We start from the raw sequence: 12,386 nt of genomic DNA, 5'->3' as shown, positions 1-12,386 counted from the left end.
TATATTTATACAGCACGTCGGGCGCGCGCCTCGAACCCCTTAACCAACGCGGAACAGGAAGTTCGCAAGGCGGCCGAACAGGTTGCCTGTCCGGCCAGGGGACGCGGGTTTGTGTCGTAGGCACAGGTGTTCTGTGACGCGTCCGTCGTTATAAGCCGCATCGACGCCGCGCGCAAAAGTACACCAACAGCACGGCCTTTCGTCACCGCAGATCGCTCCCTCCGGGCGTGCATTCCCATCCACCGGTTCGCGACGCGCCGCTGATCGTTCGAGCGTGCGTTTACCGATATGTCGAGATCTTTGACCAACGCCTGTTGGCGTCGCTGGACGTGAGCACGGTCGGCGCACTCAAAACGGCTTTCCTACAGAATCAAATGTTCCGGCAGACGCGCGCCTGACCGGATGCGCCTCGCGTCCGGACGCACGCCGCCACACAGGAGCCCGACCATGAGCCAGACGATGCAAGCCGCAGTCGTACGCGCCTTCCGGCAACCTCTCGTCCTCGAGGAGGTCGCCGTCCCGACACCGGGGCCAGGCGAGCTGCTTGTGAAGATCGAAGCGTGTGGCGTCTGCCACACCGATTTGCATGCGGCCAACGGGGACTGGCCCGTCAAGCCGCAACCGCCTTTCATCCCGGGGCACGAGGGCGTTGGCTACGTCGTGGGCGTCGGCAGCGGTGTTACGCGCGTCAAGGAAGGTGACCGTGTCGGTATCCCGTGGCTCTATTCAGCGTGCGGTCATTGCGAGCATTGTCTCGGTGGCTGGGAAACGCTGTGCGAACAGCAGCAGAACACCGGCTATTCGGTCAACGGGAGCTTCGCCCAGTATGTGAAGGCCGACGCGAACTATGTAGGGCTATTGCCGAAGAACGTTGACTTCATCGAGGTGGCGCCGGTGCTCTGCGCGGGCGTCACGGTTTACAAGGGGCTGAAGATGACCGATACGCGACCGGGCAACTGGGTCGTGATTTCGGGGGTGGGCGGCCTCGGGCATATGGCAGTTCAATATGCCCGCGCGATGGGACTTAACGTCGCCGCGGTGGACGTTGACGATGCGAAACTCGAGCTCGCGAAGCGTCTGGGCGCCACCGTGACGGTCAACGCAAAAACGACGGATCCTGCAGCCTGGCTGAAAAAGGAAATCGGCGGCGCGCACGGCGTGCTCGTTACCGCCGTTTCGACGGTCGCGTTCTCTCAGGCGCTCGGCATGGTACGCCGTGGCGGGACCGTATCGCTGACGGGGCTGCCACCCGGCGACTTTCCGCTGCCGATCTTCGACATGGTGCTCGGCGGCGTGACGGTTCGCGGCTCGATTGTCGGCACGCGGCTGGATCTGGAGGAGTCGCTGATGTTCGCGCAAGAAGGCAAAGTGAAGGCGACCGTCAGCGCCGACAAGCTCGGCAATATCAATGACATTTTCGCCCGCATGGAGCGCGGCGAAATCGAGGGCCGCGTCGTGCTCGACATGGCGGGCGGCTGAACGGCCTGCGTTTTTTTCCGAATGGAAAACCGGGCGGGGCCGCTTCGCGGTGCCCGCCCGGTTCCGTTTTTCGGATCGGCAAAGATCAGCCGACCCTGTAACGCTCGAGCCAGTGCGCGTACGGCGCGGGCAAGGTCCACGACGGGCGCTCAACGCCCAGTTCACGCGCCGCGTAATACGGCCAATGCGGATTCGCAAGATGCGCGCGGCCCACCATCACCAGGTCGAGCTGCTCCGAAGCCACCGACCGTTCGGCGAGCGCGGGCGTGTCGATACCCCACGCGGAAGCGACGGGCAGACCGACGGCTCGGCGCACTTTCTGCGCAATCGGCGCAAGGAACGCGGGGGCCCACGGGATCTGCGCGGACGGCGTCGAAAAGCCCACACTCACGCTCAGCATGTCGAGCCCCTCGCGCTTGAACCCCTTCGCCAGTTCGATCGATTCAGCGAGCGTTTGCTCATCGCGTCCGTCGTACTCGATCACACCGAATCGTGCAGTCAGCGGCAGATGCTCCGGCCAGACTTTTCGCACCGCGACCAGCGTTTCCAGCAGGAACCGACTGCGGTTTTCGAGGCTACCGCCATAGGCGTCGTCGCGTTGATTCGAGTGTGGCGAGAAAAAACTCTGTCCGAGATAGCCATGGGCAAAGTGCAGTTCGAGCCACTCGAAGCCCACCGCCAGTGCGCGCTTCGCCGCCGCAACGAAATCGTCGCGCACACGGGCGATATCGTCGAGCGTCATCGCCTTCGGCACCTTCGGCAGATGCGCGCCGAACGCGATCGCCGACGGAGCAATCGTCTGCCAGCCGCGCGGGTCCCCTTCGGAAATATGGTCGTCGCCCTCCCAGGGACGGTTCGCGCTCGCCTTGCGGCCCGCATGTGCGATCTGGATACCCGGCACCGCGCCCGCTGCCTTGATTGCTGCCACGGTCGGCGCGAATGCCTGCACCTGCGCGTCATTCCACAAACCGGCACACCGCGGCGTGATGCGGCCTTCGGGCGACACCGCAGTAGCCTCGACAATCACGAGGCCGGCGCCACCGCGCGCGATCTGCGCGAGGTGCACATGGTGCCAGTCGTTGATGACGCCATCGACGGCCATGTACTGGCACATCGGCGGCACCGCGATACGGTTGCGCAGGGATACGTCTTTGAGCTTGAACGGTTCGAACAATGCGGACATCAACTGCCCTCCTGGTGGACGCAGACCGCGGCAAACGCGATGCCCGCGCCAGGTTGAAAAAAACGGTATTTCCATTCGGCAACGCGAAGCCGCTGTGCCGCTTCACGAGCGGAGCGACAGGTTGCCCATCGGAATAAGGAATAACGGGCGAGGTAGTGCGCGCCCGGCGCATTCGATCTCGCCCTTCGATTCGTTCGACTGTAGCGCGCGCAGAATGCTTCAATCCGCGGCCTTGTACCGCGCCTTGAAGCACCCGTCCGCTTGAATGCGCGAACGCGCAGCCGGACCGGAGCGCACGATCATGCGCCGCGCAGTGCCGCGAGCAGCGCCTCGGCCACGGGCTCCGAGGATCCGAATCTTGATCGGCGTTCCCTCATGAATGGCGTTCAGGCACTAGTGCCCCATCGGCGAAACCGGTTGGCAATGTGGAGTCCACCATCGGCTGGCAAGCCTGCCATCCAGCCCGCAGCCATAACGCTGCGCACATGGTGTGGCATGCTGGAAAGCGACTGGACCAGTCGCCGGATAATCGCATAAAGTCGGAAGTCACATTCCCGCGTCTGGCAGCGCCTGTCATGCGCCATCAGGATCGCGGATCGGCAAGTCAACTCATTAGCAAGCGAGGAACTCATGGCGTCCCGCACCCTGCTCTGTTACGGCGATTCCAACACACACGGCACCAAACCTCTCACGCAGCCCGGCGTATTCGAGCGTTTCGGCCCCGCAGACCGCTGGCCCGGCGTGCTTCAGGCAGTGCTCGGCGATGACTGGAGCGTCATCGAAGAAGGACTGCCCGGGCGCACCACCGTCCACGACGACCCGATCCAGGGCCAACACAAGAATGGGCTCAACTACCTGCGCGCGTGCCTCGAAAGTCAGTTGCCCGTCGACATCGTCGTGCTGATGCTCGGCACCAACGATCTCAAGACTCGCTTCTCCGTCACGCCAGCCGATATCGCAGCCTCGGTTTCGCTGCTGCTCGAAACGCTGGTCGCCTGCCACGCAGGTCCTGGCGGCACCACGCCGCACGTCCTGTTGGTGGCGCCTTCGCCGATCGACGAAGTGGGTTTCCTCGGCGAAATCTTCACCGGCGGCGCAGCGAAATCGCGGCTGCTCGCGCCGCTCTACGAGCGCGTCGCGGTGAAGTTCGGTTCCGCATTTCTCGACGCTGGCGAGATCGCCGCAGTGAGCCCAACCGACGGCGTCCACTACGAAGCCGAACAACACCACCGCCTTGGCATTGTCATTGCCGAACTCCTGCGCCAGCGCTTCGGCGCCTGAAACTTTTCCCCTTTTCCGAAGCGAAACGACACACTGGAATGAAAAACGCCGCCGGGGCACAAGCCCGGGCGGCGTTTCCGTTCGTGCACTACGCGAATGCGAAGCGCACGATCCGAAACAATGACGCTTAACGCGACATCATTTGCATGGTGACATTGTGCATGACCCACAGCGTACCGACGATGACGATCAGCACCGTCAACACCGTGAAGCCAAATGCGGTCACGTTCCAGCGCTGCGTCGACGACGTGTTCATATGCAGGAAGAACACGAGGTGGACCACGATCTGCACCGCAGCCAGCACGGCGAGACCGAGCAGTGCGGTTTCGCGCGGAAAGCCACCATGCAGCACAAGCCAGAACGAAGCGGCCGTGAGCACCACCGCCAGGACGAAACCCGCCAGATAGCTGCCGAGGCTGCCGTGGCTATCTTCTTCGTGGATGGAATGAGCACTCATTTAGATCACGCTCGCAAGATAAACAAAAGAGAACACGCAGATCCAGACGATGTCCAGGAAGTGCCAGAAGAGGCTCAGGCACGTCAGGCGGCGCAGTTCGCGTTCGCCCAGCGACGGCGCCTTCACGATCTGCACCATCAGGACGATCATCCACAGCATGCCGAACGTCACGTGGATACCGTGCGTCGCGACCAGCGTGAAGAACGCCGACAGGAACGCGCTACGGCCCGGGCCAGCACCGTCTGCGATCAGATGCGCGAATTCATGCAGTTCGAAGTACAGGAACGTCGCGCCGCACAGGAACGTGACGGCCAGCCAGAACAGCACCTGACCGGTGCGCTGCTTGTGCGCGCCGATCATCGCGAAGCCGTACGTGATGCTCGAAATCAGCAGCACTGCGGTTTCCAGCGCAACGCCGGGAATATCGAACAGGTCCTTGCCCGTCGGGCCGCCCGCAAACTGGTTCTGCATCACGGCGAACACTGCGAACAGCGTGCCGAAGATGATGCAGTCCGTCATCAGGTACAGCCAGAAGCCGAAGACCGAATGCGACGGCGGGTGATCGTGGTGATCGTGCTCCGCCAGCGCGGCCGCACTTGTTTTCTGCAACATCAGTTGGCCTCCAGTGCTTCTTCGTCAACCATGCCACTGCGCTGCTTGCCCGCGAACGCCTTGACGAGTGCGCGGTTGCGCAGTTCTTCATCCGCCCGGACCTTGGCGGCCGGGATGTAAAAGCCTTCGTTCTTCTGGAAGCTGTAAGCGATTGCGGTGCCGATGATGCCGGCAAAACCGAGGATAGCCAGCCACCAGATATGCCAGATGCCCGCGAAGCTCAGCACGAGGCTGAACGCACCGATCAGGACACCGGCGCTCGTGTTCGACGGCATGTGAATGTCGAAGTACTTCGTATTCGCCACATCCGGCGTTTCACGGCCCGTTTCCTTCATGTGCGCGAATTCGTCGAGTTCGCTCACGTGCGGGATCACCGGGAAGTTATACGACGGCGGCGGCGACGAGATCGACCACTCCAGCGTGCGGCCACCCCACGGATCGCCCGTCAGGTCGCGGTTTTCCGGCAGGTTGCGATCGCGAATCGAAACGTACAGTTGCAGGAGCTGGTGAGCGATGCCGATCAGCACGAGCACAGCGCCGAACCAGGCGATGACCATCCACGGATGCCATGCAGCGTTGTCGTAGTGGTTCAGACGGCGGGTTGCGCCCATGAAGCCGAGCACATACAGCGGCGTGAACGCGACATAGAAGCCCGAGAGCCAGAACCAGAACGCGCGCTTGCCGAGCTTTTCGTTGAGCTTGAAGCCGAATACCTTCGGGAACCAGAAGTTCATGCCGGCCAGGTAGCCGAACACCACGCCGCCGATGATCACGTTGTGGAAGTGTGCGATCAGGAACAGCGAGTTGTGCAGCACGAAGTCCGCGCCCGGGATCGCCAGCATCACACCGGTCATACCGCCGATCGTGAACGTGACCATGAAGCCGATCGTCCACAGGATGGGCGTCGAGAACTCCAGACGGCCGCGGTAGATCGTGAACAGCCAGTTGAAGATCTTCACGCCCGTCGGGATCGCGATGATCATCGTCATGATGCCGAAGAACGCATTGACGTTGGCGCCCGAACCCATCGTGAAGAAGTGGTGCAGCCACACGAGGAACGCGAGCACCATGATGGCGCAGGTCGCCCACACCATCGTCTTGTAGCCGAACAGCGGCTTCTTGGCGAAGGTCGAAACGACTTCCGAGAAGATACCGAACGCCGGCAGGACGAGGATGTACACCTCAGGGTGACCCCATGCCCAGATCAGGTTCAGGTACATCATCTGGTTGCCGCCGGCATCGTTCGTGAAGAAGTGCATGCCGAGGTAACGATCGAGGCCGAGCAGCGCGAGCGCCACGGTCAGGATCGGGAACGAGGCCATGATCAGCACGTTCGTGCAAAGCGCCGTCCACGTGAACACCGGCATCTTCATCATCGTCATGCCGGGAGCGCGCATCTTGATGATCGTGACGAAGAAGTTCACGCCGGTCAGCAGCGTGCCCACGCCCGAAATCTGCAGTGCCCAGATGTAATAGTCGACCCCAACGCCTGGACTGTACGCCAGCTCCGAAAGCGGCGGATACGCGAGCCAGCCCACCTGCGCGAATTCACCGATGACGAGCGAGATCATCATCAGCACCGCGCCGACGGCCGTCATCCAGAACGAAAGGTTGTTGAGGAACGGAAACGCCACGTCGCGTGCGCCGATCTGCAGCGGCACGATGATGTTCATCAGGCCGACCATGAACGCCATCGCGAAGAAGAAGATCATGATGACGCCGTGCGCCGTGAAGATCTGGTCGTAATGGTGCGGCGGCAGGTAGCCCGGCGCGTTATACGCGAGCGCGAGCTGCGTACGCATCATGATCGCGTCCGCGAAACCGCGGACCAGCATGACGATCGCGAGGACGATGTACATCACGCCCAGACGCTTGTGGTCGACGCTCGTCAGCCACTCCGTCCAGAGATATTTCCACTTGCCGAAGTAAGTGATCAGGCCGAGCAATCCTGCCCCGCCGAGCGCCATCGCGATCGCCGTCACCACGATGATTGGCTCGTGGTACGGAATCGCATCCAGTGTTAGTTTGCCGAACATGCTTGCTTTACCCCTTCGTACCGCACGACGCGTCGTCGAAATCGGTGACGTGGCCGTTGTTGTACTTCGCGATGATGTTGGTGAAGAGCTTCGGATCGACCGTCGAGAAGTACTGAACCGGTGCCTTCTCGCTCGGTTGCGCGACCGTCGAGTATTGATCCATCGAGAGCTGCGTCGACGACGCCTTCACCTTCTTGACCCACGCGTCGAAATCCTGCTGGTTCGTCGCGAGCGTGTTGAACTTCATGTCCGAGAAGCCCTTGCCGCTGAAGTTCGCCGACAGGCCCTGGTACGTGCCCGCCTCGTCCGCGATCAGGTGCAGGCGCGTCTGCATGCCCGCCATCGCGTAGACCTGCGTGCCGAGTTGCGGGATGAAGAACGAGTTCATCACCGAATCCGACGTGATGCGGAAATTCACGGGCGTACCGACCGGCACGGCCAGCTGGTTCACCGACGCGATGCCGAGGTCCGGATAGATGAAGAGCCACTTCCAGTCGAGCGCGACGACTTCCACGTTAATCGGCTTCACGTTCGATTCGAGCGGCTTGTACGGATCGAGCTCGTGCGTGCTCCTCCAGGTGAGGATGCCGAGGAAGAGGATGATGAGCGCGGGAATGGTCCAGACCACGATTTCGATGGCCGTGGAGTGCGCCCATTTCGGTGCGTACGTGGCGTTGCGGTTCGACGCGCGATAGCGGTAAGCGAACCACAGCGTCAGCAGGATCACGGGGACCACCACGATCAGCATCACGAAGGTGGAAGTTGCGATCAGTTGTTTCTCGGCCACCCCGATGCTGCCTTTGGGATCGAGAATTTCCATGTTGCACCCCGAAAGGCACGCGGCCAGTCCGGCTGCGACGGGAAGCAATAACCTTTTCAAGGTCGTTCTTTTCATCACGTTTGCCTGAATTTCAATCATTGAGTAGTCTCGGGCACATTCCCTGACGTCACGCAAAGAAAGCGCGCCCGAATCATACAGCCGCTTTGATAAAAAACAATCAACGAATACGTAAATTGATCCTTGCCAAAACGACGCTGAGACACTATGTCGCACAGAACGGCCGCGGGTCGCCGCATCTGGCGAGCCCTTGCACACCGGGTCCTGCGTCCGTTCGCCGCAGATTCAGCGCAACGCTTTTTAGGGGGTTGCGGTCGCAACCTTTTTATGGCCACGCACGCGCTCTACCACATCGTGAGATGTGGCAGCGCGCATGCGCAGTCAAACCCGGGTGATTACGTCGGCGAGTGCTGTGCGTGGATATCCGCGCCAGCGCGCACTGCATCGGCCGGTACGCCATCGTCCGACGGCTGCTTCGAGCGTCCCGCCTCCGTGACGAGATTCGCCGCCGACACTTCGATCGCATCGGTGAAGGGCTTCGGATAGACACCCATCGCCAGCACCAGCGCTGCAAGCGAAACGAAGATCAGCGATTCGCGGGCGCCGATGTCGGTCAGCTTCGCCACGGTCTTGTTCGCCACCGCGCCGAAGATCGCACGCTTGTACATCCACAGGGTGTATGCCGCGCTCAGAATGACGGTCGTCGCGGCCACCGCGCCGATCCAGAAGTTCACGCGGATCGCGCCCATGATGACCATGAACTCGCCCACGAAGCCCGACGTGCCAGGCAGGCCGAGGTTGGCCATCGCGAACAGCATCAGGAACGCGGCGTAGCGCGGCATCGTGTTGACGACGCCACCGTAGTCCGCGATCGAGCGCGTTTTCGTGCGGTCGAACAGCACGCCGATCGACAGCAGCATCGCACCCGACACGAAGCCGTACGAGATCATCTGCACGATCGCGCCTTCGGTGCCGATCTGGTTGAAGAGGAAGAGACCGAGCGTGACGAGGCCCATGTGCGCGACAGTCGAGTACGCGAGCAGCTTGGTCATGTCGGTTTGCGCCAGCGCGAGCAGGCTCGCGTAGATCACCGCGACGAGCGACAGCGCGATGATGGCCGGCGAGAAGAAGTGCGCGGCATCCGGTGTGATCGGCAGCGTAAAGCGCAGGAAACCGTAGCCGCCCAGCTTGAGCATCGCGAGCATCACGGTGGCGCCGGTCGGCGCTTCGAGGTGAACGTCGGGCAGCCACGTGTGGAACGGCCACATCGGCACCTTCACTGCGAAGGCCGCGAAAAAGCCGATGAAAACGAAAATCTGCGGCAGGAAGCCGAGTTGCAGTTCGTGCCACGCGGACATGTCGAACGTGTGCGACTGGCCGTAGAGATACAGCATCGACACGAGCATCAGCAGCGAGCCGGCCAACGAGAAAAAGAAGAACTTCACCGCGGCATACGTGCGGCGCTCGTTGCCCCACGTGCCGATCAGCAGGTACAGCGGGATCAGCGTGGCCTCGAAGAAGACGAAGAACAGCATGCCGTCGGTCGCCGCGAAGGTGCCGACCATCAGCCCCGAGAGAATCAGGAACGCGCCGAAATACTGGGCGACGCGCACGGTGATCGACTTCCACGACGCAATCACGATCACGAGCGTCGTGAATGCGGTCAGCACGACGAGCCACAGCGAAATGCCGTCGATCCCGAGACGCATCGCCACGCCGAACGCCGGCAGCCAGTCGCGGTACTCGACGAACTGCATGGCCGCGACATGGTTGTCGAAGCCGGTGATCAGCGGCAGGGTCAGCAGCAGACCGACGACGGCGCCGGCGAGCGCCAGCCAGCGCGCGCGCTGCGGGTGACGATCGGACCCCAGGCGCAGCACGGCCACGCCGAACAGGATGGGAATCCAGATCGCCAGACTCAGTAACGGGACGGAATGCATTTCACAAGACCTTACAAATGCTCAGGGAATAGTGCGTCTTCGCTCCGAAAGGAACGAAAGAAAAATGAAAGGGGTTCGCGGGATGAAACTCGGGCCAGACAGACTGAAATGAATTTGTCAGCCTTGCGGCAAAGAACCACACACGCTCAAGGGTTAACGAGAGTAAACGGAATGAGGAAGTTTTGCAGCGCAACAATACAAGCCAGATCAGGCGTTGACTCAAATCATTGTTTTTACTTGACTTCTCATGTTAGTGAAATACGACATCTGCGCGCTTGCGCGGCAATTTGTACCAGCAGACGGGCTGTCCAGGTGTCCCAACTTGCTCGCGCGAGGCACCCGTGGCCGCGGAGCGGGCCGAATAATACCTTACTTGTTGCTTTCTGTTAAATAACTTGCAAAGTCAACTGCTATTCCACCTCCCGTTGCCGCGGTGGGCGAAAAAAAAGCCCCGGCCATCATCTGGCCGGGGCTGAACTCTCACTATGCGTCAGGGGTTGCAGTACGCAAGTAATTTGGACTCTACCCCCTTCTCAAACGGGGATTAACCCGCGCACCAGGAAGGGTCCCTTCTGCAGATTGGTAAATTTGACTTCGCGCAACGCTCGCCGCCAGTCTATCGCTGGAATCGCCGGTCGCCGCTTGCCACGGTCATATGCAATTTATTGGCATTCGGTCTCGAATTGGCGCGTCGCGAGGCCCATGCCGAAGCACCCGACGCTGAATGGCGTTCGAGCGGCCCGCATTCGACACGGTGCTCACCCGGGTTTCGGTGCGCCCGCTCCTTTCAACTGCGACGCCACGCTGCTCGAAGACTCGTTCGTATGCGAAGTATTCGGACGTTGCAGCGCGGATCGTCTCGGCGCACTGGGTAACGGCGGATCTGCCCTGCAATCGCTGGCGAATTCACTGGTCACTTCGGCTCGCCAATGCCGCGCACGGACTAGCGTCCGGTACGCTCGCGCAGGAACTGCCGCGCGGCGCGCGCGATCTTCGGATAGTGTTCGCCGCGCACGGCAAACAATACGAGGGCACATACAGCGAGCAAGCCGCAGAACAGGAATGTGCCGCGATAGCCGAACGCCTGCACGAGCATCCCCGAAAGCACACCCGATAGTATCGACCCGAGCCGCGCCGCATTGAAAAACAACGCCGTCGCACGTCCCGGCGTCGCGGGCATGAGGTCCTGCACGTAGGTCATGCCAAGGCACGAAGTCACGGCCACCACGAACGCGTTCAGTATCTGCATCGGAATCAGCGCATTGACGCCCGGCGCCGCGGACATCGCAACGAAGTAAACCCCATGCACAATCGCGCACGCGGCGAGCCAGCGCGGCTTGTTCAGCACGGAGGCGCGCGCGCCCAGCGCGAGCATCATGGGAATCTCCATGAACGCGCCGAGGCCCAGCATGATCGAAACGTCAAGCCGCGTGCCATTCAGCCCGTGAACGATGTAGAGCGGCAACACGATCATCGTTGCATTTGCCGCGAGGCCAATCAGCGTCAGCGCGACGACCGCACGCATGATCCCGTCCGACGACACCTCCTCGGGCACGCGCTCACGTTGTCCCCGCGCGGCGCGTGCATGCCCCGGCGAGTTGACCGGCTGCACTTCGGCCTGCGTGAGCTGCTGGCCCGCGTGTTGCGCCATGTCGGCTGTGTCCAGTTCAACCGACCGGGCCGTGGGACGCGGCATCAGGTGCTGGGAAGCATGCTCGTCGACGCGCGGCTCGCGCATACGCCACACAATCGCGCCGCACGCAGCAAAACTCGCGGCGGCGAACAGGAACAGGCCGTAAAACCCGGCGGCCGCGAGAACGAGCGCACCGACCGCCGGGCCAAACACCCACGCCGCAGAGAGAATCGTGCGCAATGTTGCGCTAGCGAACGTGCGCTCCGCATCGTCCGCAGCGGGCAGCGCGGCGCGGCTGAAGGAGAAAACCAGCGATAGCGCGCAGCCGCCCGCACCGATAAACGCGATGCCAACCGCGAGCAGCAACCGGTAGTCGCGCACGACGCACAGACTCAGATAGCCAAGCGTCGCCGCACCGAGCGACACGAGCAGCAGCACGCGATGCTTGCCGGTCGCGTCGCTGAAACGGCCGGCTGCCGTGCTGGCTATGACGCCGCTCGTCGCGATCGCGGTCATGAATATGCCCAGCCTGAACGGCGTCATGCCCGCGCGCTCGATGCCGAACAGAGACAGATAAGGCGCCGTGAAGGACATCGCCACGCCTAACATGAGGGTCGCGCCAGCAAGCGGAAGGAAACCCGGGATACGGAGTAGACCGGCAAAGCGCGAATTGTTGAGCACGGCGCGGCGGAGAGTGGCGGGAAAGTGAGTGGTCGGCCCGCACCGTGTCGCATGAAGGCCATATCGACCGCGATTATCGAGTGGGATCGCGAAGTCGTGCAAGGAAGCGCAACGATACGCCAGTATCTGGAGCGCGTGCGCGTTGCGCGGCGGTGCTTTGCGAAGTGCGGAAGCGTGTTCGCGTCGTCCGCGACAATCGCTAGCCTGGCGGACCAGGTTATGCACAGTTTCTCTGGACAGCCCTGT

At 61.9% G+C, this 12,386-nt stretch carries 9 protein-coding genes; 2 read left to right on the top strand and 7 right to left on the bottom strand.

Features of this window, described 5'->3' with window-relative positions:
* The first annotated feature begins 447 nt into the window (after window positions 1–447).
* Window positions 448–1,479: an alcohol dehydrogenase AdhP gene (adhP, locus tag D1Y85_RS03980; RefSeq protein ID WP_124149736.1), complete on the top strand. Its 1,032-nt coding sequence runs from the start codon at window positions 448–450 to the stop codon at window positions 1,477–1,479.
* A gap of 85 nt (window positions 1,480–1,564) precedes the next feature.
* Here the strand turns inward: adhP and D1Y85_RS03975 are convergent, their stop codons facing one another.
* Window positions 1,565–2,662 (bottom strand): NADH:flavin oxidoreductase/NADH oxidase, encoded by a 1,098-nt coding sequence (locus D1Y85_RS03975; RefSeq protein WP_124149735.1) that lies wholly within the window; start codon window positions 2,660–2,662, stop codon window positions 1,565–1,567.
* 630 nt (window positions 2,663–3,292) lie between these two features.
* Here D1Y85_RS03975 and D1Y85_RS03970 point away from each other — a divergent pair.
* Window positions 3,293–3,943 carry an SGNH/GDSL hydrolase family protein gene (locus tag D1Y85_RS03970; protein WP_124149734.1) on the top strand — a complete coding sequence of 217 codons (651 nt, stop codon included), beginning with the start codon at window positions 3,293–3,295 and terminating at the stop codon, window positions 3,941–3,943.
* Between the two features lie 127 nt (window positions 3,944–4,070).
* Here D1Y85_RS03970 and cyoD read toward each other — a convergent pair whose 3' ends face one another.
* The 6 genes from cyoD to D1Y85_RS03940 all read right to left on the bottom strand — a co-directional run bounded on the left by cyoD (window position 4,071) and on the right by D1Y85_RS03940 (window position 12,140).
* Entirely contained in the window at window positions 4,071–4,400 is a 330-nt protein-coding gene (gene cyoD, locus D1Y85_RS03965; RefSeq protein ID WP_124149733.1) for a cytochrome o ubiquinol oxidase subunit IV, read from the bottom strand.
* Window positions 4,401–5,012 (bottom strand): cytochrome o ubiquinol oxidase subunit III, encoded by a 612-nt coding sequence (gene cyoC / locus D1Y85_RS03960; protein WP_124149732.1) that lies wholly within the window; start codon window positions 5,010–5,012, stop codon window positions 4,401–4,403.
* Entirely contained in the window at window positions 5,012–7,048 is a 2,037-nt protein-coding gene (gene cyoB, locus D1Y85_RS03955; RefSeq protein WP_124149731.1) for a cytochrome o ubiquinol oxidase subunit I, read from the bottom strand. Before cyoB ends, cyoC begins: the two co-directional genes overlap by 1 nt.
* A gap of 7 nt (window positions 7,049–7,055) precedes the next feature.
* Window positions 7,056–7,943 carry a ubiquinol oxidase subunit II gene (gene cyoA, locus D1Y85_RS03950; RefSeq protein ID WP_124149730.1) on the bottom strand — a complete coding sequence of 296 codons (888 nt, stop codon included), beginning with the start codon at window positions 7,941–7,943 and terminating at the stop codon, window positions 7,056–7,058.
* Between the two features lie 338 nt (window positions 7,944–8,281).
* The gene (locus D1Y85_RS03945) at window positions 8,282–9,826 is read right to left on the bottom strand and encodes an NADH-quinone oxidoreductase subunit M (RefSeq protein WP_124149729.1); all 1,545 of its coding nucleotides are present in this window, start codon (window positions 9,824–9,826) and stop codon (window positions 8,282–8,284) included.
* Between the two features lie 943 nt (window positions 9,827–10,769).
* Window positions 10,770–12,140, bottom strand: coding sequence for a sugar efflux transporter (locus D1Y85_RS03940; RefSeq protein ID WP_124149728.1), 1,371 nt, complete (start codon window positions 12,138–12,140; stop codon window positions 10,770–10,772).
* Between the last annotated feature and the right edge of the window lie 246 nt (window positions 12,141–12,386).

Source organism: Paraburkholderia dinghuensis (assembly GCF_003837865.1).
Lineage (GTDB): Bacteria > Pseudomonadota > Gammaproteobacteria > Burkholderiales > Burkholderiaceae > Paraburkholderia > Paraburkholderia dinghuensis.
Note: the sequence above shows the minus strand (reverse complement) of the source record. Positions and strands in the feature narration are given on the sequence as shown.